At 65.5% G+C, this 24,867-nt stretch carries 26 protein-coding genes and 1 tRNA gene; 11 read left to right on the top strand and 16 right to left on the bottom strand.

The features are described from left to right. Window positions 1–6: 6 nt before the first annotated feature. From HUT07_RS20475 to HUT07_RS14885, 9 genes are all read left to right on the top strand, one after another. A complete protein-coding gene (locus HUT07_RS20475) occupies window positions 7–2,112 on the top strand; it encodes a tail fiber domain-containing protein (RefSeq protein WP_343203034.1) in 2,106 nt (701 codons plus the stop codon). A 1-nt stretch (window position 2,113) separates the two neighbouring features. After that, on the top strand, window positions 2,114–2,773 hold the full coding sequence (locus tag HUT07_RS14850) for a hypothetical protein (RefSeq protein WP_176021578.1): 660 nt from the start codon (window positions 2,114–2,116) through the stop codon (window positions 2,771–2,773). 106 nt (window positions 2,774–2,879) lie between these two features. Next, entirely contained in the window at window positions 2,880–4,082 is a 1,203-nt protein-coding gene (locus tag HUT07_RS14855; protein ID WP_176021579.1) for a phage tail sheath C-terminal domain-containing protein, read from the top strand. Window positions 4,083–4,084: 2 nt separating this feature from the next. Next, window positions 4,085–4,588: a phage major tail tube protein gene (locus tag HUT07_RS14860; protein WP_093817501.1), complete on the top strand. Its 504-nt coding sequence runs from the start codon at window positions 4,085–4,087 to the stop codon at window positions 4,586–4,588. A gap of 83 nt (window positions 4,589–4,671) precedes the next feature. Further along, a complete protein-coding gene (locus HUT07_RS14865) occupies window positions 4,672–4,962 on the top strand; it encodes a phage tail assembly protein (protein WP_089239186.1) in 291 nt (96 codons plus the stop codon). 120 nt (window positions 4,963–5,082) lie between these two features. Then, a complete protein-coding gene (locus HUT07_RS14870) occupies window positions 5,083–7,524 on the top strand; it encodes a phage tail tape measure protein (RefSeq protein ID WP_176021580.1) in 2,442 nt (813 codons plus the stop codon). Window positions 7,525–7,526: 2 nt separating this feature from the next. Then, window positions 7,527–7,994 (top strand): phage tail protein, encoded by a 468-nt coding sequence (locus HUT07_RS14875; RefSeq protein ID WP_089239182.1) that lies wholly within the window; start codon window positions 7,527–7,529, stop codon window positions 7,992–7,994. Beyond that, complete coding sequence (locus tag HUT07_RS14880; RefSeq protein WP_176021581.1) at window positions 7,978–8,193, top strand: tail protein X; 216 nt, start codon at window positions 7,978–7,980, stop codon at window positions 8,191–8,193. Before HUT07_RS14875 ends, HUT07_RS14880 begins: the two co-directional genes overlap by 17 nt. Beyond that, window positions 8,184–9,257, top strand: a complete 1,074-nt coding sequence (locus tag HUT07_RS14885) for a contractile injection system protein, VgrG/Pvc8 family (protein ID WP_176021582.1) — start codon at window positions 8,184–8,186, stop codon at window positions 9,255–9,257. The genes HUT07_RS14880 and HUT07_RS14885 overlap by 10 nt, the downstream gene beginning before the upstream one ends. An 82-nt stretch (window positions 9,258–9,339) precedes the next feature. Here HUT07_RS14885 and HUT07_RS14890 read toward each other — a convergent pair whose 3' ends face one another. From HUT07_RS14890 to HUT07_RS14960, 15 genes are all read right to left on the bottom strand, one after another. After that, a complete protein-coding gene (locus tag HUT07_RS14890) occupies window positions 9,340–9,720 on the bottom strand; it encodes a tautomerase family protein (RefSeq protein WP_176021583.1) in 381 nt (126 codons plus the stop codon). A gap of 278 nt (window positions 9,721–9,998) precedes the next feature. Beyond that, a tRNA-Val gene (locus HUT07_RS14895) sits at window positions 9,999–10,073 on the bottom strand. 133 nt (window positions 10,074–10,206) lie between these two features. Continuing rightward, on the bottom strand, window positions 10,207–10,560 hold the full coding sequence (locus HUT07_RS14900; RefSeq protein ID WP_089239172.1) for a PilZ domain-containing protein: 354 nt from the start codon (window positions 10,558–10,560) through the stop codon (window positions 10,207–10,209). Continuing rightward, window positions 10,557–11,513, bottom strand: a complete 957-nt coding sequence (locus tag HUT07_RS14905) for a DNA polymerase III subunit delta' (protein WP_176021584.1) — start codon at window positions 11,511–11,513, stop codon at window positions 10,557–10,559. Before HUT07_RS14905 ends, HUT07_RS14900 begins: the two co-directional genes overlap by 4 nt. After that, entirely contained in the window at window positions 11,510–12,175 is a 666-nt protein-coding gene (gene tmk / locus HUT07_RS14910; RefSeq protein WP_176021585.1) for a dTMP kinase, read from the bottom strand. The genes HUT07_RS14905 and tmk overlap by 4 nt, the downstream gene beginning before the upstream one ends. Next, on the bottom strand, window positions 12,172–13,233 hold the full coding sequence (mltG, locus tag HUT07_RS14915; RefSeq protein WP_176021586.1) for an endolytic transglycosylase MltG: 1,062 nt from the start codon (window positions 13,231–13,233) through the stop codon (window positions 12,172–12,174). The genes tmk and mltG overlap by 4 nt, the downstream gene beginning before the upstream one ends. 145 nt (window positions 13,234–13,378) lie before the next feature. Beyond that, a complete protein-coding gene (locus HUT07_RS14920) occupies window positions 13,379–14,743 on the bottom strand; it encodes an aminodeoxychorismate synthase component I (protein WP_176021587.1) in 1,365 nt (454 codons plus the stop codon). 92 nt (window positions 14,744–14,835) lie between these two features. Then, window positions 14,836–16,098 (bottom strand): beta-ketoacyl-ACP synthase II, encoded by a 1,263-nt coding sequence (gene fabF / locus HUT07_RS14925; protein WP_176021588.1) that lies wholly within the window; start codon window positions 16,096–16,098, stop codon window positions 14,836–14,838. A gap of 145 nt (window positions 16,099–16,243) precedes the next feature. After that, complete coding sequence (gene acpP / locus HUT07_RS14930) at window positions 16,244–16,483, bottom strand: acyl carrier protein (protein ID WP_025874077.1); 240 nt, start codon at window positions 16,481–16,483, stop codon at window positions 16,244–16,246. 152 nt (window positions 16,484–16,635) lie between these two features. Beyond that, window positions 16,636–17,379 carry a 3-oxoacyl-ACP reductase FabG gene (gene fabG / locus HUT07_RS14935; RefSeq protein WP_176021589.1) on the bottom strand — a complete coding sequence of 248 codons (744 nt, stop codon included), beginning with the start codon at window positions 17,377–17,379 and terminating at the stop codon, window positions 16,636–16,638. Window positions 17,380–17,461: 82 nt separating this feature from the next. Next, window positions 17,462–18,406: an ACP S-malonyltransferase gene (fabD, locus tag HUT07_RS14940; protein WP_176021590.1), complete on the bottom strand. Its 945-nt coding sequence runs from the start codon at window positions 18,404–18,406 to the stop codon at window positions 17,462–17,464. 165 nt (window positions 18,407–18,571) lie between these two features. Next, on the bottom strand, window positions 18,572–19,354 hold the full coding sequence (locus tag HUT07_RS14945; RefSeq protein ID WP_176021591.1) for a serine/threonine protein phosphatase: 783 nt from the start codon (window positions 19,352–19,354) through the stop codon (window positions 18,572–18,574). Window positions 19,355–19,427: 73 nt separating this feature from the next. Next, on the bottom strand, window positions 19,428–20,405 hold the full coding sequence (locus HUT07_RS14950; protein WP_099819200.1) for a beta-ketoacyl-ACP synthase III: 978 nt from the start codon (window positions 20,403–20,405) through the stop codon (window positions 19,428–19,430). 91 nt (window positions 20,406–20,496) lie between these two features. Then, entirely contained in the window at window positions 20,497–20,691 is a 195-nt protein-coding gene (gene rpmF / locus HUT07_RS14955; RefSeq protein ID WP_025879386.1) for a 50S ribosomal protein L32, read from the bottom strand. A 107-nt stretch (window positions 20,692–20,798) separates the two neighbouring features. Further along, window positions 20,799–21,308, bottom strand: coding sequence for a YceD family protein (locus HUT07_RS14960; RefSeq protein WP_176021592.1), 510 nt, complete (start codon window positions 21,306–21,308; stop codon window positions 20,799–20,801). Window positions 21,309–21,423: 115 nt separating this feature from the next. On the opposite strand from HUT07_RS14960, the gene HUT07_RS14965 reads away from it, so the two are divergent. Next, entirely contained in the window at window positions 21,424–21,996 is a 573-nt protein-coding gene (locus HUT07_RS14965; RefSeq protein ID WP_176021593.1) for a Maf family nucleotide pyrophosphatase, read from the top strand. 29 nt (window positions 21,997–22,025) lie between these two features. On the opposite strand, the gene HUT07_RS14970 is transcribed toward HUT07_RS14965, so the two are convergent. Beyond that, a complete protein-coding gene (locus HUT07_RS14970; RefSeq protein WP_176021594.1) occupies window positions 22,026–23,867 on the bottom strand; it encodes a glycosyltransferase family 39 protein in 1,842 nt (613 codons plus the stop codon). 44 nt (window positions 23,868–23,911) lie between these two features. Here HUT07_RS14970 and HUT07_RS14975 point away from each other — a divergent pair, with 44 nt between their 5' ends. Continuing rightward, entirely contained in the window at window positions 23,912–24,865 is a 954-nt protein-coding gene (locus HUT07_RS14975) for a MoxR family ATPase (RefSeq protein ID WP_176021595.1), read from the top strand. The last annotated feature ends 2 nt before the right edge of the window (window positions 24,866–24,867 follow it).

The following is a 24,867-nucleotide window of genomic DNA, read 5'->3' on the forward strand; positions in this document are numbered from 1 at the left end:
CCCCGCATGCGCTTGAAAATCACCGACGCCGGCTTCGCAAAGCTGGTCAATCCGCCGAATACCGGCACCAATGCCATTCTGGTTACCCAGATCGGCCTGACGTCCACCGCGTTCACGCCTTCGGCCGGACTGACCGCGCTGCCAGGCGAGATCAAACGTGTCGCCACCTTCGGCGGCCAGGCCGTGGGCGATGACACGCTGCACGTGACCATCCGCGACGACAGCACGACGGCCTACTCGTTGCGCGGTTTCGGCCTGTACCTGGCCGATGGCACGCTGTTCGCCACTTATGGCCAGGCCGATCCGATCATGGAGAAGTCGGCGGCCTCGATGCTGTTGCTGGCCACGGATGCACGCTTCACCGAAGTGGACATCACGCAGATCCAGTTCGGCAACGCTGAGTTCATCTACCCGCCGGCCACCACCGAGGTGCTGGGTGTGGTCGAGCTGGCCACCAGCACCGAGGCAGAAGACGCGGCCGACACCCAGCGCGCGGTGACCCCGCGTGGCCTGCGTGCATTCACCGACAAGCGCTTTGGCGCTGCTGCACCGACGGCGCTGGCCAGGACGCTGCTGTCTGCCGCAACCACGGCCGCCGCACGCACCGCGCTGGAGCTGAAGGGCGCTGCATTGAAGGACGCCGGCCACGGCAACGGCCTGGACGCTGACACCCTGGACGGCAAGCACGCATCGGCATTCGCCCTGGCGGGTGACTTCGCCACGGTCGGGCACAAGCATGTCATCGCCGATGTGACCGGTTTGCAGACTGCTTTGGACGGCAAGGCATCCAAGGGCACGAACAGCTTCACCGACCAGCAGTTTGTCGGCGGAACGTATCCGCTGGTGGGCTTTGGCGCCCAGGGTGCAGAGCAATCGTTCATCGGCGGCTGGGCGAACGCGGGCCTGTGGCGGGTATGGAGCAATGATCGCGCGGCCAGCAGTGAGATCACCATCAAGCACGGCGATACCCCGCGTTGGAACGGCTCCGCGATGTGGCATGCCGGCAATTTCGCGCCGGAAGCCAAGATGGACAAGTCCGGAGGAACGTTCACCGGCCATGTCGCGGTGAATGGAAATTCGCTGCGTTCGTATGGCTGGAACGGTGTCGCCAATGATGGCGTACTGGTCCTGGGCGACGCCAGTTCGTACCTTTTCAAGAACGGCCCGAATTTCACCTTCGCCAATTCGGCGGGTGGCTACACCGCCACGCTGAATGCTGGCGGCTCGATCTGGACGAGCGGCAACTTCGACCCGGCCACGAAGATCAACACCACCGGCGGCGACATGAGTGGTCCACTGAGAATGCGTGGAAATGCCGGCGGCCGCATTGCGTTGTATGACGACAATATGGATGTTGCGAACATCGAAATCGGTGCAGGCCTCAACACGGGAACCGATCGCAACGGGTTCCTGGTGAACCGGAACGCAAATGGATCGATCTCGCTGTTGGCAGGAAACGGCAAGTCCAAGCTGACGATAGATGGTGCTGTCGGTTACACCACCATCGCTGCTCCCAGCTTGGGAACCGGTCTGTGGAACAGCCAGACAGCGCTCCATTGCGCCATTCCACATGGTGGAAACGTGGACGGCATGAAAGCTACGCTGTTGCGTACCGTCAATGGTGGAAATGGCTGGTCGTCCGCACGTTGGCGGCTGTTCCGTGAGGTCGACTCCACCACACAGGGCTATATCGATTTCCATGGTGATGCGTCCGATGGCGATCGTGTCTTCACCTTCGCCGGCTACGGCCAGTCCTTCTGGCTCTCGAAGTCCGGCGTTGTCGAGGCACCTGCGGGCTTCAACAGGCCATCATCTCGCAAGCTGAAATCAGACCGTCCGCTGGCTCCGCTTACCTATGGCCTGGCCGAAGTCGAAAAGATCCAGACGTTCTTCGGTCAATACAACAGCGACTTCGTGAAGGACGAAAGGCGTCGGCTCTTCATGATTGCCGAACAGCTCGCAGAAATCATTCCTGAGGCCGTGTACGAAAGTTCCATCGACTATCGCGGAGAGAAGGTTCCGTCAGTTCAGGATGCCCAGCTGATTCCGGTCCTGGTGCGTGCCATCCAGCAGCTTGCGGCCGAAGTCCGATCAATCAAGGCGGCCGTTTGATATGGCCAGTGGATATTCATCGGGCAATGTTGACCTGGACGACCTGTTTGACTCGTACGTGGAAGGTCCGTTCGCCACCGACTCCGGATTCATCCTTGGCGGCACCGACCTAAGCCGCCGTTACGCCCACATCCAGTACGGCAGCAAGCGTGCCGACGTCGGCTACCGCATCGGCGGCATGGACGTTTCGAACCTGTGGGCGGCACGCGGCAGCGCGAGCTATCGCCTGCCGTTCCATGGGCAGGGCTATTCATCAGGCAACGGTGCCAAGACCAACTCGACCGGCTCTGCATCGGCATCGGTCTCGATCGACATGCTGAACGACGGCAACTACAGCATTCGACGAAGTGCCACTGGTGGTGGCAACAACAGCAACACCGTCGTCGCCTCCGGTCGTTGGCTTCCGGCCGGTGCCAACGCTTCCGAGTACGACGTGCAGTTCAGCGTGAGCAACCAGGGAGCGGCGTACTTCAGCACCAGTGCGCCGACCTTCGCATCGCTGTCGACGTCGCGCTCGGCAGGCGTGTCCATCAGCGTACCCGCCAAGTCCACCAGCTTTGAAAGTGCTTCCACCAGCATCAGCGTCCACCTGCGCCGTGCCGGGGGCAACGCGCAGGTCTCCACCTTCAGCGCCAGCGTCAGCGCTTCCGGCTGGGTCTGATCGATTACCGGGCCACGGCTGCAATTATCGCCGCCGTCGCCTTTTCCGAAGATATACACGTCGCCTGCATCTGCAGGCACACCACCACACCGAGGAACCTCTCCGAATGACCGATTTTCTCCATGGCGTACAGGTCGTCAACATCGACACCGGTGCCCGCTCGATCGCCGTCGCATCCACCAGTGTGATCGGCATCGTCGGCACCGCACCGCTGGCTGACGCCGACGCATTCCCCATCAACACCCCCGTCCTGGTGACCTCGCTGTCGCAGGCGGCCAAGCTGTCGGCCAAGCCCGGCACCGAAGCCGGCACCCTGCCGGGCGCACTGGATGCGATCTTCGACCAGTCGTCGGCGGTCGTGGTCGTGATCCGCGTCGAGAGCGGCGCCTCCGACAGTGCCACCCTGGCCAATGTCCTGGGCGGCGTGAACGCACAGACCGGCGCGTACTCCGGCGTGCACGCACTGCTCGCGGCCAAGTCCATCGTCGGCGTGAAGCCGCGCATCCTGCTGGCACCGGGCTTCACCCACGTGCACCCGGCCGACCCGGCCAGCCCGGACACCGTGCTGGCCAACCCGGTCGTCGCCGAGCTGCTCGGCATCGCTGACAAGCTGCGCGCGATCATCATCAAGGATGGCCCGAACAGCAACGATGATGCCGCCAAGACCAGCACCGCACTGACCGGCTCCAAGCGCGTTTACGTGGTCGACCCGGCCGTACTGGTGCAGCAGGGTGAAGCGATCATCAGCCGCTACGCCTCGGGTGCCGTGGCCGGCGCCATCGCACGCAGCGACAACGAACGCGGCTGGTGGGCGTCGCCGTCCAACCAGGAGCTGTACGGCATCGTCGGCACGGCACGTGCGATCGACTTCGGCCTGTCCGATGCGACCAGCCGCGCCAACCTGCTGAACCAGGCCAACGTGGCGACCATCATCCGCGAAGGTGGCTTCCGCCTGTGGGGCAACCGCACCGCCAGCATCGATCCGAAATGGCAGTTCCTGTGCGTGGTGCGCACCGCCGACATCATCGCTGACAGCCTGGAGGCTGCCCACCTGTGGGCCGTCGACCGCGGCATCAGCAAGACCTACGTCGATGACGTGCGTGAGGGCGTCAATGCCTTCCTGCGTGACCTGAAGACGCAGGGCGCGATCCTCGGTGGCAACTGCTGGATCGACCCCGAACTGAACGCAGCGGACAGCGTGGCCCAGGGCCGCTTCTACTGGGACTTCGACTTCACCCCGACCTATCCGGGTGAGCAGCTGACCTTCCGCATGCACATGAACAACAACTACGTCTCGGAGATCTTCTAAGCATGGCGCGCAAGATCCGCAAGAACTTCAACTTCTACGTCGACGGCAAGGGCTTTGCCGGCAGCGTGATGTCCTTCACCGCCCCGAAGCTGTCGCTGAAGACCGAGGACTTCCAGGCCGGCGGCATGCTCGCCCCGACCGAGATCGTACTCGGCCACGACAAGCTGACCGCCGAGGTTACCTTCGCTTCCGATGACGCGGAGATCATGTCCAAGTTCCACGTCATCGAGAGCAAGGAGTACGGCTTCACCGCCCGCGAGGCGCTGGAAGCCGACGATGGCTCGGTCACCTCGGTCGTGCACAACATGCGCGGCAAGGTGAAGACCCTCGACCGCGGCGAAACCAAGGTCGGCGAGAAGGGCACGGTCAAGGTCTCCCTGGCACTGAGCTACTACAAGCTGACCCATGGCGTGCAGGTCGTGCAGGAGATCGACGTGACCAACATGATCGCCCGCCAGGGCGGCGTGGACGCACTGGCCGGCATCCGCGGCGCCCTGGGCATCTGATCCCCGGCACCGCTTCGACGTACACGGGGGCGCACAGCGCCCCCGGATCCACCGCATCTCCATCGACATCCGGGAACACATCCATGTCCAGCAAGACCAAGACCAGCGCCGACACCGTCATCGAACGCGACGGCTATGCCGAAATCACCCTTTCCCGCCCGCGCCAGGTCAATGGCGTGGACACCGCCGTGCTGCGCATGCGCGAACCGACCGTGGAAGACATGGAGCGCTACCAGGACGACAAAGGCACTGACGCCCAGCGCGAAGTACGCATGATCGCCAACCTGTGCGAGATCGCACCGGATGACGTGCGAAAGATGCCGCTGCGCGACTACGCCCGCCTGCAGGCCGGCGTCGCGCTTTTTACCACCTGACCCTGCCGCAGATCAGGCAGGGAGCGCTCGCCCTGGCCGGCCACACCGGCTGGAGCCTGCGCGAGATCATGACGCTGCGGGTGTCGAAGTTCATCTGGTGGATACAGGGATTGCCGGTACATGGCGAGTAACGTTCAAACGACAACGATCACGATCGGCGGCTCGGTTTCCCGGTCGTTGCAGGACGCATTGGCCTTCAGCAACGATGGCCTGAAGCGCCTCGGCGATGAAGCCGACAAGCTCGAGCGCAAGCTGAGCGTGATGGGCAGGCAGAGCAACGCGTTCACCCGCATGCGCGCCGAGGCCGATGCGTTGCGCGCTTCCCAGGAGGCGCTGCAGCGGATCGAAGACAAGCGCACCGCGAATCTGGAGAAGCGCGAGAAGCTGGGTTCGGCCTTCGGCGATGCGCGCGGCATGCTCGGCAGCGCGATCAGCACGCTGGCCAAGCCGGTGGAAAATGCCGCTGAATTCGCGAGCGGCAACCAGGCCATCGGCGCCGCCGCCAACCTGACCCGCGCGCAGGTCAAGGCGCTGGGCGAGACCATCCTGGCCGAGTCCAGCCGCACCTACCAGGGCGCCGGCGAACTGCAGCGTGCCATCAGCCAGCTGGTCGGCGCCGGTCTCGATGCACAGACCGCACAGGCCAGCCTCGGGGCAATCGGACGCACCACCACCGCCACCGGCGAGAGCATCGAAGATGTCAGCCTGGCCGCCTCCGGCCTGCAGCAGGCGCTGAAGATCGATGCCAGCGGCCTGCAGTCGGCGCTGGATGTGCTGATTGTGGCCGGCAAGGATGGCGGCGTGGGCCTGAAGGACATGGCCGGCGCGTTGCCTGTGCTGGGCAGCGCCTTCCAATCGCTGCAGATGCACGGCAACGCGGCCGCGGCCACCATGGGCGCTGCACTGGACGTCGCCCGGCAGGGAACCACCGGCGCCGACGAAGCCGCCGGCAACATGCAGCGCTTCATGGCCAGCATCCTCTCACCCGACCTGCAGGCCCGCGCCAAGAAGGGCTTCAAGCTGGACCTGCGCAGGATCATCAGCGAGGCGCAGAGCAGCGGCGGCAACCCGTTCGACGCAGCAATGCAGGGCATCATCCAGGCTACCGCGGGCGATCAGGCAAAGATCGGCAAGCTGTTCGGCGATGCGCAGGCGCAGAACTTCGTGCGCCCGATGATCCAGAACTGGGACGAGTACACCCGCGTCCGCGACAAGGCACTGTACGCATCGGCAGGTACCACCGATGCCGGCTTCGCAGCGAAGATCCAGACCGATCCAGAGAAGATCGAAGGCGCGAAGATCGCCGTGGACAACCTGTCCAAGGCCTTCGGTGCCGCGCTGTTGCCAGCGGTGGGCGAAGCGGCCGTGAAGCTGACCGAACTGCTGAACGGCGTTGCGTCGTTCGTGCAGGAGAACCCGAAGCTGATCGCCAATACCACCCAGGTCGTGGTCGGCTTGATGGGCATGCGCACCGCTGTGCTCGGCGTGCGCTACGCCTGGACGTTCCTGCAGGGCCCGATCCTGGCGGTGCAGAAGGCCTTCGAGCTGGTCCGCGGCGGCAGCCTGCTGGCGCAGATGGGACAGTTCGGCCCCACTGCCATGCGCCTGGCGTCGGGCTTCCGCGTGGTCGCCACCGCCGTGGGCGCCATCGGAGGTGGTCCGATCACCGTGGCCATCGCCGCCATCACCGCCGGCGCACTGCTGGTGCGCAAGTACTGGGAGCCCATCAAGGCTTTCCTCGGTGGCGTCTGGGATGGCCTCAGCGGCGCAGGTTCCGCCGCCATGGATGAACTGATGCGTGCCGTGGAACCGTTGCGTCCGGCATGGGAAGCGGTCGGCGGGCTGTTGAGCCAGGCATGGGACTGGCTTTCCAGGATGCTGGCTCCTGCGCAGTACACCGGCAACGAACTTTCGCGCGTCGCGGAGATCGGCTCGCTGGTGGGCACGGCATTGCTGGCCAATTTCCGTCTGGTCATCCAGGTCGTCGGGGTTGTGGTTGAAGCCATCTCCCTCCTCGGTGATGCAATCGGTACGGTCGCTGGATTCATCTCCGTTACGTTGGGCGGCGTATGGGACTGGATCTCCGAAAAGGCCACTGCAGCCATCGGCTACATCATGGCCGAGCTGGCACCGCTGATGACCTTCGTCGGCGGAGTGATGGACAAGGTCGGTGGCGTCCTTGGCATGGCCAAAGAGAAAGCCGTGGATGGTGCTCGCATGGCGGTGGGTGCGGCCAACGGCGCAGCCGCTGGCTACGCCGCCGTCAGGGATGGCAAGGTCGCGATGCCACCCGTGCGCTTTGCCGTAGGTGGCTTGCACAGCGCCGTCGTGGAGCGCCGTGCACCTGGATTGCCCGCGCCGTCCCAGGGCCGCACCGCACCGCCGATGCCTGCCTCTTCCACCGCACGCGCGCCCGCCACTGTGCAGCAGCAACAGACCAACAACATCACCATCCACCAGCAACCGGGCGAATCCAGCGAGGCCTTGGCACGGCGGACCGCCAACGCCCTGCAGCACCAGCAGGCCGTGCAGGCCCGCGCCACTCTGGGAGACAGGAACTAAGCATGAAGCGCGAGTTTGTAACCGGCGCAGTAGACAAGCTGCTGTCGCAGTTCAAAAGCAATGACTCTGGCAACGCACCGGTACTGCTGATGCTGGGCGGCTTCAAGTTCAGCCTCAATACGGCTGTGTTCCAGCAGATCCAGCAGTCCAACGATTTCCGCTGGCAGGCCCAGGATCGCGTCGGGCAGATGGCTGCACTGCAGTACACCGGCCCGGGCTCGGCCACCATGACACTGCCAGGCATTGTCTACCCGCTGTTCCGTGGCGCCGGCAACGAGATGTCGCAACTGCGCAAGCTGGCCAGCCAGGGAAAACCGCAGCGCCTGCTGACCGGCAAGGGTGGCAACCTGGGCCTGTGGGTCATCGAGAAAATCGATGTCACCTCCAGCGAGTTCACCGTCGACAGCCAGATCCAGAAGCAGGACTTCACACTCACTCTCCGGAAGCACAGCGATGGCACGAACGTATAACACCCGCGACGGCGATGTCGTTGACCGCATTGCCTACGCGCACTATGGCGAACAATCGCCGGCGATCCTGCGCGCGGTGTTCGATGCCAACCCGGGTCTGGCCGCGCGCGGCCCGGTGTTGTCAACCTCCATCGCCATCACCCTGCCCGACGTACAGCGCCCGGCCGATGAACGAAAAGGAATCTCGCTGTGGAACTAGGAATCGAACCCGCATTCCGCGTGGTCGCCAACAGCCAGGACATCACCGACAAGGTGATGTCACGGTTCAAGTCGATGCGCATTACCGACGAAACCGGCAACAGCTCGGACACGCTGGAGCTGCAGTTGGCCGATCACGATCCGGACGATCCGATCCAACTGCCGCCGGTGGGTGCAGAACTGGAAGCCTTCATCGGCTATGACGGCCAAGTGCGCCGCATGGGTCTGTACATCTGCAATGAGCTGGAGATTTCAGGCTATCCCGGCAGCATGACCCTGCGAGCGCATGCGGCACCGTTCGAAGCCAGCAAGGGCGGCAAGAACGATCTGCAGACGCAGAAGACGCGCACGTGGAAAAAGGGTACCACGATCGGCGACATGGTCACGCGGATGGCAGCCGAACACGGTCTCATCGCGGCGGTGAGTCGTTCATTGGCATCGGTGGTGCTGCCATTGACCGTACAGTCGCAGGAGTCGGACATGAACCTGCTGCTGCGCCTGTCCAAGCAGCACGACGCAATCGCCAAGCCAGGCGGCGGTCGACTGATGTTCGTCACGCGTGGCGACTCCACCAGCGCCAGCGGCGACGGCATCCCTCCTGTAACCCTCACACCGGCCGACGGCAGCAGCTACAAGGTAACCATCACCACGCGCGACGATGCCGGCACCACCATCGCCTACTACCGCGACGTGCGTGGCGCGCAGCGCCAGGAAGTGAAGGTGGGCACCGGCGAGCCGATCGTGCGCCTGCGCATGGCCTATGCCGACCGCGAAAGCGCCGAAGCCGCCGCCCGCGCCAAGCACCGCGAACAGGCGCGGCAGACGCGCAAACTGAGCTACAGCCTTCCGGGGCGCGAGACATTGATGGCCGAGGCCACGGTGATCATGCAGGGCTTCCGCGATGGCGTGGATGGCGAGTGGCTGGTCAAGCGCGCCGAGCACAGCATCGGTAGTGATGGTTATCGCACCAGCATCGAGTGCGAACAACCCAACAGCGCCGAATCAGTGAAGGCCGCCAGCAACGCAGCGGTGAAGCAGAGCCCGCAGGTGGGCAGCGAAGTGTAGATCCACGCCATGCGTGGATTGGCTTCACATCCCCTGCCCGATTCGCAGTAGATCCACGCCATGCGTGGATGCTCCTCGCACTTCAACTCACGTACTGCGCCACCCCATTACCGAACGACCAGTTCTCCCGCTTCACTTCCACAAGGTTGATGAACACATCCTCGCGGCGGATACCCACCGCCGCGTGCAGGCCATCGGCAATACCGAGATACAGCGCCTTCTTCTGCTCCAGTGTGCGCCTTTCATTCCAGGTGATCTGGATGCAGATGAAGTCATCGCTGCGGGCGATCCCCAGGTATCCCGGATCGAACACAAGCGTGCCGGCGTCATGCTCCTGGAAAATCTGGAAGCGATCGTTTTCCGGCACGCCTACTGCGCGCATGGCCTGGTAGATCGCTTCGCCGACACGCTGGCGGTACTCGACGGATTTACCTTTGCGAAGATCGATGCGGGCGAGCGGCATGGCGGTACTCCAAGGATGGGAGGTGCACAGCAATGGCCTGAGACTACGCCCGCCAAGGGCGCCGGAACAGCGCAGGCAGAGCATGCACCTGTGTACGGGTCTACCGTCCAGCAGATCGGTAGCTTCCCTCGAAACGATCTGCTCCTGGCCGCACGCCCGATCGTACGTGTCGTGCAGACAAGCCTCGGCGATGCGAAGGCACTCGGGGATGGAGACCCGGATGAAGCACGGGCAACAAAAAAGCCCCCATCGCTGGAGGCTTTTTTCGTTCTGCAACATGGTGGGCGGTACAGGGATCGAACCTGTGACCCTTGCCGTGTGAAGGCAATGCTCTACCGCTGAGCTAACCGCCCGGTGTGTTGCTGAGCCGCTCATTATAGGGCGGTTTTTCAGGGCGTCAACACCTTTTCACATCGTGTTTCCCGGCCCATTTGCCCAACCAGCCAGGCATGGCCCGGCTCTACCGGGAAGCGCGATCCGCACCCATCACATCGTATGGGTCGGCTTGTCCGAACCGGTCAGGCCGGCCAGGATCGTCTCGATCTTGTGCCGCACGGTCTCGCCTTCCTGCCCGTCGGCCAGCTGCACGCCGATGCCGGCCACGCGATTGCCCTGCGCGCCGGCCGGGGTCACCCAGATCACCTTGCCGGCCACCGGCAGGCGCTCGCTGGAATCGGGCAGGGTCAGCAGCAGGAACACCTCATCGCCCAGGAAGTAGCGCTTGGGCGTGGGCACGAAGATGCCGCCATTCTTCACGAACGGCATGTAGGCGCTGTACAGCGCGGCTTTGTCCTTCACGGCCAGGGACAGGATGCCCTGGCGGGCGTTGCTGGCACTCATCGATTTCCCCTTGCGGCAGGCCGCTCGTTCACCTTGTTCCAGGCCAGCAGCAACTCGACAACCGCAAGGTCTGCACGCACGGTGGTGCGCAGCAGGTCGCGGGTACGGTTGGCCGCATCGAACCAGGCTGCAAGCTTGTGCAATCGCTCCGGCGTGGTCAAGGCATCGGTGCTGGCCTGCGCCAGCGCCAGGTCAGCGGCGAAGCGCAAGCGCAGCGCCGCGTTGTCATCGGCGCACCACTTCTGCGCCAGCTCCACTGCACCGGTCTTGCCGGCGGCCAGCTGTTCCAGCTCGCGGCCGACGTCGCGGCGCAGGCTCAGGCCATCTTCGCGCAGCCAGTTGTCGGCCTGCCCGGGATGGCCGCGCGCTGCATCCAGCGCCTCGCGCGCGGCCGACTCGCTATGGCCTTGCTGCTGCAGCCAGGCCAGCGCTTCCTCGCGCGGTGGCAACTTGAATTCCAGGCGCTGGCAGCGGCTGCGCACGGTCTGCGGCAGGCGCGCCGGGTCACTGCTTATCAACCACAGGTAACGGCCCGGCTGCGGCTCTTCCAGGGTCTTCAGCAGCGCGTTGGCGGCCGAACGGTTGATGGCATCGGCCGGGTCGACGATCACCACCTGCGCCACGCCGTACTGCGGGGTCAGCGCCAGCTTGTTGGTGATCTCGCGCACCTGCTCGATGACGATCTCGGTGCGCAGCTTGTCGCCGCTCTTGTTCGGAATGAAGCTGATCAGCTGCAGGTCGGGGTGCGTGCCGGCCGCAATCAGCTGACGGGTGCGGGTGGCGTGCGTGGCATCGCCGCGTGCCAGCACGTGGTCGGCCAGCGCAAGGGCCACCTCACGCTTGCCCAAACCGGCCGGGCCACAGATCAGCAGGCCATGGCCCAACCGATCCGCATCCAACGCGGCCACGGTCTGGTCAAACGCGCGCTGCTGCCAGGGCGAAAACGTACTCATGCGCCATGCCCCTCCTGCAACCAGCGCTCGACATGCGCAACCACATCGGCGGCCACGCGCTCCTGCACCTGCCCGGCATCGACCAGCGCAAAGCGCTGCGGGTCCTGCTGTGCGCGGCTGCGGAACACTTCGCGCACGCGCTGGAAGAAATCGTCCTGCTCGCTTTCAATACGGTCTGGCCACAGATCGCGGCCGTTGGCGCGCGCGCGACCGACGGCCACATCCACATCCAGCAGCAGGGTCAGACCGGGCAGCAGGCCGACGGCGCGGCGCTCCAGGTCGGCAATCCACTGCGGGTCCAGGCCGCGGCCCCCGCCCTGGTAGGCGTAGCTGGAATCGGTGAAGCGATCGCTGAGCACGTAGGCGCCGCGCTGCAGCGCCGGCCGGATCACCTGGCGCACATGCTGCGCGCGTGCGGCGAACACCAGCAGCAGCTCTGCCTCGGCGCTGAGCGGTTCGGCAGCGATCTCGGCATCGGGCTTCAGCACCAGCCCGCGGATGCGCTCGGCCAGCGGCGTGCCACCGGGTTCGCGGGTCAGTACGACTTCATGGCCGTGGCGGCGCAGGCACTCGCGGATGGCATTGATGGCCGTGGTCTTGCCCGCGCCCTCGCCGCCTTCCAGGCTGACGAAACGGGGATGGCGAAGCAGCGCGGAACTCATTGCGCCGGGGTCTCCTGGGTGCGTTGCTGGCGCAGCTGCTGCAGGTAGCGGGCTACGGCGGCGTTGTGTTTGTCCAGGCTGGGCGAGAACACATGTGCGCCACTGCCATCGCCCACGGCGACGAAGTACAGCGCATCGCCCGGCGCCGGTTGCGCAGCGGCCATCAGCGCGTCGCGGCTGGGCATGGCGATCGGGGTCGGGGTCAGGCCAGACCGGGTGTAGGTGTTGTAGGGCGTATCGGTGGTCAGGTCACGGCGGCGGATGTTGCCGTCGTACGCCGCGCCGATGCCGTAGATCACGGTCGGGTCGGTCTGCAGGCGCATGCCGATCTTCAGGCGGCGCATGAACACGCCGGCAATCTGAGGCCGCTCGCTGGCCAGCGCGGTTTCCTTTTCGATGATCGAGGCCATCGTCAGCAGCTCGTACGGCGTGTTGATCGGCAGATCCGGCGCACGGCTTTCCCAGGCTTCGTCCAACGCCTTCTCCATCGCGCCGTGGGCGCGCTTGAGCACGTCCAGGTCGCTGTCGCCGCGCTGGTAGACGTAGGTTTCCGGCAGGAAGCGGCCTTCCGGATGCTGGCCGGCGAACCCGAGGCGATCCATCAGCGCTGCGTCATCGAGGGTATCGGTGGTGTGCAGCAGCGGATCGGCGCGCTTCAGCGCAGCGCGCAGCTGGCGGATGTTCCAGCCTTCGATGATGGTGACGCGGTGCTGCAGCACCTTGCCTGCGCGCATGCGCAGCAGCAGTTCGCGCGGGGTCAGGTCCTTGCTCAGTGCGTACTCACCCACCTTCAGCTTGCCGGCCGCATCGAGCTGGCGTGCCAGCAGCTGCCACTGGGTGTCCTGGCCCTCGTCCACGCCGGCCTCGCGCAGCTTGCGCAGCACGCTGTTCATGCCATCGCCACTGGCGATGACCACGCTGTCCGCACTGGGGGTCAACGGCACGTCGGCAAACTGGTTCTGCTTGTAGAAGAACCACGCGCCCGCGCCGGCCACGATGGCCGCCAGCACCACCAGCAGCGTTACCACGAACAGACACCCGCGCTTGGCTCCCGCCATGGACTACCTCTGAACTCGATTCCGTCGTGCAGGATACCGTGCCGGGTGGCGCGGGGTCATGACCGGAGCCACGCGTCCGTGCCGACCAACGGTCGGCACCCACCGGGCCCGGTAGCGCCGGGCCATGCCCGGCGGCGGCACTCGATCAGCCCTGCTGGCCCAGCGCCCGCAGCAGGCCGCGGGCCTTGGCGCGGGTTTCGTCCAGCTCCTTGTCCGGATCCGAGTCGACCACGATGCCGGCACCGGTGCGGAAGCTGACCACGTTGCCATCCACTTCAGCGGTGCGGATCAGAATGTTCAGGTCCAGGTCGCCATCGCGGTTCAGCCAGCCGAACGCACCGGTGTACGCACCGCGCGGCACCTGCTCCAGCTCGCTGATGATCTGCATGCAGCGTACCTTCGGGCAGCCGGTGATGGTGCCGCCTGGGAAGGTGGCGGCGATCACGTCGCCCGGGGTGACTTCCGTGCGCAGGTGGCCGCTGACGTTGCTGACGATGTGGTGCACGTGAGCGTAGCTTTCCACGGTCATCAACTCGTCCACGACAACCGTGCCGGGCAGGCAGATACGACCCAGGTCGTTGCGCTCCAGGTCGATCAGCATCACGTGCTCGGCGCGCTCCTTGGGGTGGCCGACCAGCTCCTGGATACGCGCGGCATCGTCGTCGCCCTCGAAGCGCGGGCGGGTACCGGCGATCGGGCGGGTCTGCGCGTGGCCGCCATGCACCGATACCAGCCGTTCCGGCGACGAGCTGACCACATGCCGGCCGTGAGCGCTGAACAGGCCGGCGAACGGCGCCGGATTGGCGCGCCGCAGCTGCGCATACAGCGCCTGCGGACTGACCGGCGCTGCGAAGCGCGCGCTCCAGCGCCGCGACAGGTTCACCTGGAACACGTCGCCGGCGCGCAGGTACTCGATCACCCGGCGCACGCCATCGGTGAAGCGCTGCGGTTCGTCTTCGCTGACCGACTGCGGCGGCTGCCAGCCCTGCCCGGCCTGCGGTAGTTCGCCCGCAACCAACGCGACCAGCGTGTCCAGCAGCGCCTGCTCACCCGCCTCGGCCACCAGGAAGCTGCTCTCGGTATCGTGGTCGTGCAGTACAGCGGCCGGGCAACGCAGGGCGAGCGCCGTCGGCCGGCCATCATCGCGCGCACGTGCCGGCAGCACCGGCTCGACCTGGCTGGCCACTTCGTAGTCAAGCATCAGCGCCCAGCCACCGCGGAACGGCAGCGCGTGGCCGCCGTCATGCGGTAGGCGCGCTGCCTGCCATGCACGGTCCAGCGCCTGCAGGAAACTGCCGGGCTGCAGCGCACCGTGCTGGTCGCGCACCTGGCCATCGGCATCCAGCTGCAGGGTATCGCCCTGCGCGGCCAGCAGCAGGCTCCAGCGGCCCTGGGCGGTACCCGAGGCGGTGGACTCCATCAGCAGCGGGAAACGCGCTGCGTCGCGCTCCTGCAGCGCCAGCAGGTCGATCGGGTGCGGCAGCGGGTGGATCAGAGGGGCGTGAGTCATGGCGGCCAGTTCGGGAGACGGATACACGGAAGCCGCCTTGCGGCGGCCTCGTGGTTGGCGGAGTCAAGCCTGGCTCGACGCTACCGGTGCGATCAGACGCGCCTGAAGATCAGCGTGCCGTTGGTGCCGCCGAAGCCGAAGCCATTGGACATCACCACGTCGACCTTGGCCTGGCGTGCCTCGTTGGGCACGTAGTCCAGATCGCAGCCTTCGCCCGGCTGCTGCAGGTTGATGGTCGGCGGAATCACGTTGTCGCGCATTGCCAGCACCGAGAAGATCGCTTCCACGCCGCCGGCAGCGCCGAGCAGGTGGCCGGTCATCGACTTGGTGGAGCTGACCATCATCTTGTAGGCGTGGTCGCCGAAGGCGGTCTTCATCGCCATGGTCTCGCCGAGGTCGCCCAGCGGGGTCGAGGTGCCATGTGCGTTGAGGTAGCCGACCTGTTCCGGGGTGACGCCGGCGTCCTTCATGGCCATGGCCATGCAGCGCGCAGCGCCTTCGCCGTTTTCGCTCGGCGCTGTCATGTGGTACGCGTCGGAGCTGGCGCCGAAACCGGCCAGTTCGCAGTAGATCTTCGCGCCACGTGCCTTGGCGTGCTCGTACTCTTCCAGGATCAGGATGCCGGCGCCGTCGCCCAGCACGAAGCCGTCACGGTCCTTGTCCCACGGGCGCGAGGCCTGTTCCGGAGCATCATTGCGGGTGCTCATCGCCTTCATCGCGCAGAAGCCGCCCAGCGCCGTCGGCGAGGAACCGCGTTCGGCACCGCCGGCCACCATCACGTCCGCATCACCGTACTGGATCATGCGCATGGCGGTGCCGATGGAATGGTTGGAGGTGGCGCACGCCGAGACCGCCGAGAACGACGGGCCCTTCAGGCCGCTGATGATGCTCAGCTGGCCCGGCAGCATGTTGATGATGGTCTTGGGCACGTAGAAGGGAGAGATCTTCTTCCCCTCGTGGAACTCGATGGTCTGCTCTTCGATGCCGAGCAGGCCGCCGATGCCGGCGCCAACGATGGCGCCAATGCGGTCGGCGTTGGCGTCGGTGATCTCCAGGCCCGAATCATGCAGGGCCATGAAGGCGGCACCGAGGCCGTAATGGATGAACGGGTCCATCTTCTTGGCATCCTTGCCGCTGACCCGGTACTTGCCGAACAGTTCGTTGTCGGCGGTGATGTCAAAGCCCTTGACCTCACCTGCAATCTTGGTGGTGAACCGATCCAGGTAGGCATCAGAAACGTTGGTCAGCGGACCGATGCCCGAACGACCGTGGGTGATGCCTTCCCAGCTGCTGGCCAGATCATTGCCCAACGGCGAGACCATACCCAGGCCGGTTACGACGACGCGACGCTTCATTGCTGATTCTCCTGACCCGAACGTTCTTTGCGGGTAACGCGGTTTACTTCGGTGTGGTGCGCAAACACACGGGGCCGCAAACAGCGGCCCCATGGGGTGTCGTGCGCGGCGAGCTCAACGCCGGCGCGCGCACTGACGTCCTGCATCAGGCCTTGACGTGGGCCGTGATGTAGGTGATCGCAGCCTGCACGGTGCTGATCTTCTCGGCTTCTTCGTCCGGGATCTCGCACTCGAACTCTTCTTCCAGCGCCATCACCAGCTCGACGGTGTCCAGCGAGTCAGCGCCCAGGTCATCGACGAACGATGCGCTGTTGGTGACTTCTTCTTCCTTGACGCCAAGCTGTTCGATGACGATTTTCTTGACGCGTTCTTCGATGGTGCTCATGGGATATCGCTCCAGATGGAGTAGTGGTTCAAAAGTGGTCGCCATCAAAGGCGATGGCCGTGGGATAGTGTAGTGGAAACCGACGCGACCTTGCATTGCAGCAAAAATCCTCGCAGATCAACCACTTGCGGCGCAATCCCTGCGCCCCTTGCTTACGGCATGTACATGCCGCCGTTCACATGGAGAGTTTCGCCGGTGATGTAGCCGGCAGCCGGGCTGGCCAGGAAGGCCACCGCGTGGGCGATGTCCTCCGGCGAACCCAGGCGTTCGAGGGCGATGTCGCCGATCAGCGCGGTACGCGCCTCTTCCGGCAGCGCCTTGGTCATGTCGGTGTCGATGAAGCCCGGCGCGACCACGTTGACGGTGACGCCACGCGAGCCAATTTCCTTGGCCAGCGACTTGGAGAAACCGATGATGCCGGCCTTGGCAGCGGCATAGTTGGCCTGGCCGGCGTTGCCGGTCACGCCCACCACCGAGGCGATGTTGATGATGCGGCCCTTGCGCGCCTTCATCATGCCGCGCATGACCGCCTTGCTGGTGCGGAACACGCTGGTCAGGTTGGTGTCGATGATCGACGCCCAATCCTCTTCCTTCATGCGCATCAGCAGGTTGTCGCGGGTGATGCCGGCGTTGTTGACCAGAATCGAGATCGGGCCGAATTCCTTGGCGATACCGTCAAGCACGGCGTCGAGAGCGGCGGCGTCGGTGACGTTCAGCGCGCGGCCGTGGCCGCCGTGGGCTGCCAGACGCTCGCCGATCGCGGCAGCGCCGGAATCGGTGGTGGCGGTGCCGATGACGGTGGCGCCCTGGGCGGCCAGCAGATCGGCGATGGCGGCGCCAATGCCACGGCTGGCACCGGTGACCAGTGCGATTTCACCCTGCAGGGGCTTGCTCATGATGTTTTCCTCAGACTGGGGCGGCCGCCGCACCCGTGCCGCTTGCAGCGGCCACCGGCACGGTCGGCAGGAACAGGGGCAATCAGGCCGACCACGTCTCGCGGGCGGTTTCGAAGTCGCCCGGGGTGGCCAGGGAGCGGCCGTCGATGGCCTTGTCGATGCGCTTGACCAGGCCGGTCAGCACCTTGCCCGGGCCGCACTCGGCGACCTGGGTGACGCCACGGGCGGCCAACGCCTGCACGCAGCCGGTCCACTGCACGGGCTGGTACAGCTGCTGCACCAGCGCGGCGCGGATCGCGTCCACGCCGTTGTGCACCTTGGCGTCGACGTTCTGCACCACCGGCAGCTGCGGCAGCTGCCAGGACAGGCCGGCCATCACTTCGGCCAGGCGGTTGGCGGCTTCGCGCATCAGCGGGGTATGCGAGGGCACGCTGACGGCCAGCTTGACCGCCTTGCGCACGCCCTTCTCGGCCAGCAGCGCCAGCGCGCGATCGACCGCGGCAGCGTCGCCACCGATCACGATCTGGCCCGGCGAGTTGAAGTTGGCCGGAACGACCACCTGGCTGCCGGCCGCTTCGGCGCAGACGTCCAGTACCAGCTGGTCTTCAGCGCCGAGCACGGCGGCCATGGCGCCGACACCGGCCGGAGCAGCCTCCTGCATCAGCTGGCCGCGCAGGCGCACCAGGTGCGCACCGTCGTGCAGGCTGAGGGCGCCAGCGGCGACCAGGGCGGTGTACTCGCCCAGGCTGTGACCGGCCAGAACCGACGGGCGCGGCCCCCCCACGGCATTCCAGGCGCGCCACGCGCCGATGCTGGCGGCCAGCAGGGCCGGCTGGGTGTATTCGGTACGGTTGAGCATTTCCTCCGGGCCGCCCTGGGACAATGCCCACAGGTCGACGCCGGCACCATCGGATGCCTCGGTGAAGGCCTCACGCACCTGCGGGTGCAGTTCGGCCAGCTCGGCCAGCATGCCCACAGACTGCGAGCCCTGACCGGGGAAGACAAAAGCGAGGGTGGATAGGGTCACGCGGTCATCCGCTTGTTGCAATCGAAGCGGGCCATGATAAGGGGGAACATGCCGTGTCGTCTGTACGTGCGCGTATGCACGGCGTATGGACGATGCCGCGATACGGGGGCCGCCGGGCATGGCCCGGCGCTACCGTTAGCGCCGGGCCATGCCCGGCGGATGCAATCAGCAGAGCAGCTGCAGGATGTCCAGTTCGCCGTCGGCAAACCAGTCCATGCACAGGCCAACCACCATCAGCAGGCCCAGCGTGGTGGCGCCATGGGTGATGAAAATGGAGTGGGCCAGCGCACGCGCCGAGCGCCCCAGCCTCATGCACACCCGCGCCAGGCGCTGCAGGCGGCCACTGACGGCGTGCACGTGCGCGCGCACCGGTGCCTGCACGCCGTTCATCGCCTCGGCCATCATCGCCTGCAGGCATTCGGGGCGATCGGCGTAGTACTTGGCCACGCCGTAGCCGAACATCAGCCAGTCACGCGCCTGCGCCTCGGCCAGATCCATCACTTCCAACGGATCTTCTTCGAAATCGATGAAACCGACGTTCTGGCCATCCCAGGTGAGGTTGCGTGGCAGGGGTTGGCCGAAATAGGCGCCACGCGCGTGCGCTTCGGCAATGGCCTGCATCGCCGCAGCCACAAGATGATCGCGGCCGGCATCGTCGGCCTCGCGCAGGCAGGTGTTGAACGAGCTGCCGTTGTCGCCGATCACCAGCGCGGCATGGCCGCTGCCGATCACTGTGGGTACGTTCACTCCCTGCGCCTGCAGTTCCGCCAGCCGGCGGGCCTCGGTTTCGCGCGCAGCGTCGCCACCACGGTGCGGTGGCGGGCGTAGGGCATCGAGATGGAACCGGCGGGCTACAAAATTGAGCAGGCCCAGGGCCACTGCTCGGCTTCCTTCGCCGTACTGCTTCAGCCAGGCGCGCTGCCCTTCGATGACGATGGGCTCAACCATGACAGTCTCCTTTAACGCATTACGGCCCCAGAGGGGCCGTAACGACGGTTTCACGTTGTCGTAACTCGCACTATCAATAGCGCAGCAGTGCCGAACCCCACGTGAAGCCACCACCGAACGCTTCCAGCAGCAGCAGCTGGCCGCGCTCGACCCTGCCGGAACGGACAGCCGCATCCAGCGCCAGCGGCACCGAGGCGGACGAGGTATTGCCATGCTTGTCGACGGTGACCACGACCTGGTCCATCGACATCTCCAGCCGCTTGGCGGTGGCTTCGATGATGCGCAGATTGGCCTGGTGCGGGATCAGCCAGTCCAGGTCGGACTTGGTCAAGCCGTTGGCATCCAGGGTTTCGTCCACGACCGAGTCCAGCGCCTTGACGGCGTACTTGAACACGTCGTTGCCCTTCATGTTGATGGTGCCGCCACCATTGTTGCCTTCACCGAAGCCGACCGAGACGCCGACCGGATTCCACAGCAGCTCTTTCTTGCTGCCATCCGAATGCAGGTGCGTGCTGAGGATGCCGGTTTCTTCGTCGGCCTTGAGCACGACGGCGCCGGCGCCATCACCGAACAGCACGCAGGTGGTGCGGTCTTCCCAGTCGACGATGCGGGTCAGGGTTTCCGCGCCAATCACCAGCACATGGCGGGCGTCACCGGAACGGATGAATTTGTCAGCCACGCTGAGCGCGAACACGAAGCCCGAACAGGCCGCGTTGACGTCAAAAGCGGGACAGCCGCTCACACCGAGCTTGGCCTGGATCAGGCACGCGGTGGAGGGAAAGATCAGATCAGGAGTGGTCGTGCCGACCACGATCATGTCGAGCTGCGACGCATCGATGCCAGCCGCTTCGATCGCACGCAGCGCGGCCTGGTAGCCGAGATCGCTGGTGGTTTCGCCTTCGGCAGCGATGTGCCGTTCACGGATACCGGTGCGCGTCTGGATCCACTCGTCCGAGGTCTCGACCATTTTTTCCAGGTCGGCGTTGGTCAGGACTTTTTCCGGCAAATAGCTACCGGTGCCCGCGATCCTCGAGTAGATCCGCTTGCTCATCATGTTTCCTGTTGCACGAGCCGCCGTTCACCGGCGTGCCCGGGAAAGAAGGCGAAGGCCGCTGCCCAGCGGGCAGCGACCTTCCGGCACATCAGTCTTCCTGGACAGCCGAAGACTTGGTCTGGATGACCTTCTTGCCGCGGTAGAAACCGTCAGCAGTGATGTGGTGACGCAGATGCACTTCGCCGGTGGTCGGGTCGGTCGACAGCTGCTTGGCGCTCAGGGCGTCATGCGAACGACGCTGGCCACGACGGGACGGGGTAACACGGGATTTCTGGACAGCCATGGGATTGCTCCAAACTCGGTTCGTTTTGCTTCGTCGTTTCGTCGCACAGGACGCCAGCGTCCAGCACACTTTTCGCTTTCGCCGCAGCCGCCGACGACAACCGGCTGCTATTGTTTCTTCAATGCCGCCAACGCCGCGAACGGATTGGCCTTTTCAATTTCTTCTTCGGTCGGCGCCCAGTCCTTGTCGACTGCCTCACCGTACGGCGACAGGGGTACCACCGGCACCGCCAGCACCAGCTCGTCCTCGACCAGGTCCAACGGACGCAGCTGGCCATCTTCCGGCACCAGCAGCGCCTCGTATTCCTCCGGCAGGGACGATTCCTCGTCTTCGTCGCGGATCAGGCCAAGCCTCTGGGTCATCTTCACCGGCAACAGGAAACGCTGCATGCTGCGCTGACAGGTCAGCGGCAACGCGGTATCGATGCTGAGTTCCACATAGGATACCCGCAAGATCTCGTCGCGACCGAATTCCAGCGAGTAATTACACTCACCTTCGGTATCTGCGACAAGCCCCTGCAGGCGAGTCAATTCAGCCAGGGAGACCTGACCGTCGAAGCGCCTTCGCGCTACGACCATCCGCCAGGCATCCAGCGTTTCGGGTACGTTCGCGGACATAAGCCGCCGAATATTAGGGATTGGCAGGTCGCGTGTCAAATGACTGCCATGAAAGGCTTGCTGTGGCTGGCTTCGCCGGGCCAGACTGCCGCGCCCCGCTCCCGGAGATTTCCGCATGCCTGCCCTGGTTCTGGCCTCCACCTCCCGCTACCGCCGCGACCTGCTGGAACGGCTGGGCCTGCCCTTCGACTGCGCACGCCCGGAGGTGGATGAGACCCCGGCAGCCAACGAAGCTCCGCAGGCGCTGGCGGCACGCCTGGCCAGCGCCAAGGCGGTTGCAGTGGCCGCTCGCCATCCCGGCAGCTGGGTGATCGGCTCGGATCAGGTGGCGGACCTGAACGGTCAGCCGCTCGGCAAACCGGGCACCGCCGAAGCGGCCTGCGCCCAGCTGACGGCGATGTCCGGGCAGACGGTACGCTTCCACACCGCCCTCAGTCTCACCCGTGACCGAGAATCCTTCACGGCAATGGATTTGACCGAGGTGCGCTTCCGCACGCTGCAGGCACCGGAAATCGCCCGCTACGTGGCCATCGAACAACCGCTGGACTGCGCCGGCAGCTTCAAGTGCGAAGGCCTGGGCATCAGCCTGTTCGAGGCCATCGACAATCGCGACCCCACGGCCCTGATCGGGCTGCCGCTGATCGCGCTGTGCGGATTGCTGCGCAGGGCTGGATTCGCGGTGCCATAACCCCGGCCCGTGACACGTAGCCCAATGCGTCAGCGCTGTTCCACCACGAACGGCTGCTCCTGCCACTGCTCCACGCTGCCATCGCGACCATGCAGGCGCAGGCCCAGCCAGTGTTTGCCCGGTGACAAGGTCGCCGTATCGAGCGTTGCATCGAAGCCGACAGCCGGATGTTGCGGGTCAGTGCTGTCCGGCCAGGCATGGCGGACATCGAACACCCGCCCGTAGCTGGCATCGCCGATCGAACGGCCATCCACCAGCACCTCCACCCGCGACAGGCCGACGCCTTCCTTGAACGCCCAGCCCTTGATTGCCAGCGTGCCGCTCACCACGTCGCCATTGGAGGGGGCATCAAACCAGGCCAGTGCCGGTGCTACGCATGGCCCCTGCGCGCGCTGCACCGGCAGGCGGAACAGCAGGAAGCGCTGGAATCCGTGATCGTTGCTGACCACACGCGGTGGCGGCAGCGGCCCGACCTGTTCGCAGATGGCGTGATAGCGGGTGAGCAGATCGCGGAAACGCTGATCGCTGGGCGACAGCACCAGCAGCATCGGCACATCACGCTCGCCCTCATGCACCAGGTTCCACTGCGCCAGCTGCGCGGTACGGCCGTGCTTGTCGTTGAGCGGATGCGGTAGTACTTCGATGTCACCGCGGCCCAGCTGGAAACCCAGTTCGGCCCCCACCTTGAAGTTGCCGGCCAGCACCCGGCTGCCTTCAGGCATCTGCTGCAATTCCTCGCGGACCGCAGCGGCCAGTGGCTGCCAGCCGGCGAAGTTGCGCGGGTAGTACTTGTCACCGGCCAACTGCTCGCGCAGCGATGACGAAGACGCCATCAGGTAATAGCCGAAGGCCAGCCCCATGCCCAGCCCGGCCAGCCACCAGCCGGTGCGCCGCAACCAGCGCGGCCAACCGTTGAGTATCACCGGCACCGCCACCAGCAAGGCCAGATAGCCCGGCAGCGGCCAATGGAAGCTGATGCGTTCGACGTCGGTGAAGAAGCCCAGTGCGAAGATGCCCAGCGTCGATACGCCGCCGACCAGGCCGAAATAACGCCACTGTACGCGGGCACCGCCGCCACTGCGGGTGCCCGCCAGCGCCACTTTCCACATCGCGATGCACAGGATGGGCGTCACCAGCATCGGCTGGATCACCAGGAACCACAGGCCGCGCCACTCGAACGCCCACGGATGGCGCTCGACCACCTGGAACTTCAGACCGGCATCATGATTGTCGGCATTCCAGGCCAGCAGCGGCAGCCATGCCAGTACGCCAACGGCCAGGGCCACCCACACGCGCGGATCTGTCAGCATGCGCCGGCCCTGCGGCAGCACCAGCAGGGCAAGGAAGCCGACGCCGATGACGCCGATGAAACGGTAGTGGCTGAGCGCGCCGATCAGCAGGCCCAGCGCCAGCTTCACCGCTGAGGAGGCGTCGACGTTGCGCAGCAGGCGTGCGCCAGCGTCCAGGCACAACACGGCCGCCAGTGCCATCGGCACATCGGGTACGGCAAGCAGGCCCAGCGTGGCCGACAACGGCATCAGCAGCGTCAAGCTGCCTGCCTGCCAACCGGCAACGTTGCCGAACCACCGCGCCGCAATGCGCGATACCAGCAGCGGCAGCAGTGCACCGATGGCCAGGAACGGCAGGCGCAGCGCAAGCACATGTTGGCCGCCAAGCTCCACACCGAGCCGGGCCAACCAGGCCGTCAGCCCCGGCAGATCCGAATAGGCTGCAGCCAGATGCTGGCCTTCCTGCCAGTAGAACGCCTCATCGACGAACAATGGCAGACGTGCGGCCACGACCAGCTTGGCCGCTGTGACGAGCGTCCATAACCAGAGAAAAATCGTACGTGCGCGCTGTTCGCCCTGCATTGCTCTATGGATAGAATCGACCGGTTACCGAACTTGAGACGACCATGACAGCTTCGTCCCCCATGCCCAGCATGCTAACCGATCAACTGCGCCAGTCCCTGCGCAATGCGCAGGACCAGGTCAATGCGCTGGTGCTGGGCAAGGCGCATGAGGTGCGGCTGGCCTTCGTGGCCCTGCTCTCTGGCGGTCATCTGCTGATCGAGGACCTGCCCGGCCTCGGCAAGACCACCTTGGCCCATGCGTTGGCCAGCAGCCTGGGGCTGAGCTTCCAACGCGTGCAGTTCACCTCCGACCTGCTGCCAGCCGATGTACTCGGTGTATCGGTGTACGACGCCGGCAGCCGCCAGTTCCAGTTCCATCCCGGGCCGGTCTTCACCCACGTGCTGCTGGCCGACGAGATCAACCGGGCGCCGCCGCGCACGCAGAGCGCCCTGCTGGAAGCAATGGCCGAGCAGCAGGTCACCCTCGACGGTCAAACGCATGCCCTGCCCGATCCGTTCTTCGTGATCGCCACACAGAACCCGGTGGATCTGTCGGGTACCTTCCCGCTGCCCGATTCGCAGCTCGATCGTTTCCTGCTGCGCCTGGCGATGGGCTACCCCAGCGCGCAGGCGGAACGTGAGCTGCTGCGCGGCAGTGATCGTCGCGACCTGATCGCCCGCGCGCTGCCGCAGCTGGACGACAACCAGGTGCGTGCACTGCGCGAGGCCGTCGGTCAGGTGCATGTCAGCGACGCGCTGGTGGACTACGTGCAGGCATTGCTGACCCGCAGCCGCCAGCACGCCGGCGTGCGCGTGGGACTGTCGCCGCGCGCCGGCCTGGCCCTGCTGCGCGCCGCCAAGGCACATGCACTGCTGCTCGGCCGTGGCCATGTCGTGCCCGAAGATGTGCAGACTCTGTTCGTAGCGGTGGCTGGCCATCGCCTGGTGGGTGAAGCCGAGTCGAGCTCGGGCCCGGCGCTGGCACGCGCGATCCTGCAGACTGTCGCGGTCGATTGACG

The organism is Stenotrophomonas sp. NA06056, assembly GCF_013364355.1.
In the GTDB taxonomy this organism is placed as follows: domain Bacteria; phylum Pseudomonadota; class Gammaproteobacteria; order Xanthomonadales; family Xanthomonadaceae; genus Stenotrophomonas.

Bases quoted from the DNA above. Each gene is read 5' to 3' on its own strand.
- HUT07_RS20475 (WP_343203034.1), top strand. From the start codon at position 7: ATGCGCTTGAAAATCACCGACGCCGGCTTCGCAAAGCTGGTCAATCCG.
- HUT07_RS14850 (WP_176021578.1), top strand. From the start codon at position 2,114: ATGGCCAGTGGATATTCATCGGGCAATGTTGACCTGGACGACCTGTTT.
- HUT07_RS14855 (WP_176021579.1), top strand. From the start codon at position 2,880: ATGACCGATTTTCTCCATGGCGTACAGGTCGTCAACATCGACACCGGT.
- HUT07_RS14860 (WP_093817501.1), top strand. From the start codon at position 4,085: ATGGCGCGCAAGATCCGCAAGAACTTCAACTTCTACGTCGACGGCAAG.
- HUT07_RS14865 (WP_089239186.1), top strand. From the start codon at position 4,672: ATGTCCAGCAAGACCAAGACCAGCGCCGACACCGTCATCGAACGCGAC.
- HUT07_RS14870 (WP_176021580.1), top strand. From the start codon at position 5,083: ATGGCGAGTAACGTTCAAACGACAACGATCACGATCGGCGGCTCGGTT.
- HUT07_RS14875 (WP_089239182.1), top strand. From the start codon at position 7,527: ATGAAGCGCGAGTTTGTAACCGGCGCAGTAGACAAGCTGCTGTCGCAG.
- HUT07_RS14880 (WP_176021581.1), top strand. From the start codon at position 7,978: ATGGCACGAACGTATAACACCCGCGACGGCGATGTCGTTGACCGCATT.
- HUT07_RS14890 (WP_176021583.1), bottom strand. From the start codon at position 9,720: ATGCCGCTCGCCCGCATCGATCTTCGCAAAGGTAAATCCGTCGAGTAC.
- HUT07_RS14900 (WP_089239172.1), bottom strand. From the start codon at position 10,560: ATGAGTGCCAGCAACGCCCGCCAGGGCATCCTGTCCCTGGCCGTGAAG.
- HUT07_RS14905 (WP_176021584.1), bottom strand. From the start codon at position 11,513: ATGAGTACGTTTTCGCCCTGGCAGCAGCGCGCGTTTGACCAGACCGTG.
- tmk (WP_176021585.1), bottom strand. From the start codon at position 12,175: ATGAGTTCCGCGCTGCTTCGCCATCCCCGTTTCGTCAGCCTGGAAGGC.
- mltG (WP_176021586.1), bottom strand. From the start codon at position 13,233: ATGGCGGGAGCCAAGCGCGGGTGTCTGTTCGTGGTAACGCTGCTGGTG.
- HUT07_RS14920 (WP_176021587.1), bottom strand. From the start codon at position 14,743: ATGACTCACGCCCCTCTGATCCACCCGCTGCCGCACCCGATCGACCTG.
- fabF (WP_176021588.1), bottom strand. From the start codon at position 16,098: ATGAAGCGTCGCGTCGTCGTAACCGGCCTGGGTATGGTCTCGCCGTTG.
- acpP (WP_025874077.1), bottom strand. From the start codon at position 16,483: ATGAGCACCATCGAAGAACGCGTCAAGAAAATCGTCATCGAACAGCTT.
- fabG (WP_176021589.1), bottom strand. From the start codon at position 17,379: ATGAGCAAGCCCCTGCAGGGTGAAATCGCACTGGTCACCGGTGCCAGC.
- HUT07_RS14945 (WP_176021591.1), bottom strand. From the start codon at position 19,354: ATGGTTGAGCCCATCGTCATCGAAGGGCAGCGCGCCTGGCTGAAGCAG.
- HUT07_RS14950 (WP_099819200.1), bottom strand. From the start codon at position 20,405: ATGAGCAAGCGGATCTACTCGAGGATCGCGGGCACCGGTAGCTATTTG.
- rpmF (WP_025879386.1), bottom strand. From the start codon at position 20,691: ATGGCTGTCCAGAAATCCCGTGTTACCCCGTCCCGTCGTGGCCAGCGT.
- HUT07_RS14960 (WP_176021592.1), bottom strand. From the start codon at position 21,308: ATGTCCGCGAACGTACCCGAAACGCTGGATGCCTGGCGGATGGTCGTA.
- HUT07_RS14965 (WP_176021593.1), top strand. From the start codon at position 21,424: ATGCCTGCCCTGGTTCTGGCCTCCACCTCCCGCTACCGCCGCGACCTG.
- HUT07_RS14970 (WP_176021594.1), bottom strand. From the start codon at position 23,867: ATGCAGGGCGAACAGCGCGCACGTACGATTTTTCTCTGGTTATGGACG.
- HUT07_RS14975 (WP_176021595.1), top strand. From the start codon at position 23,912: ATGACAGCTTCGTCCCCCATGCCCAGCATGCTAACCGATCAACTGCGC.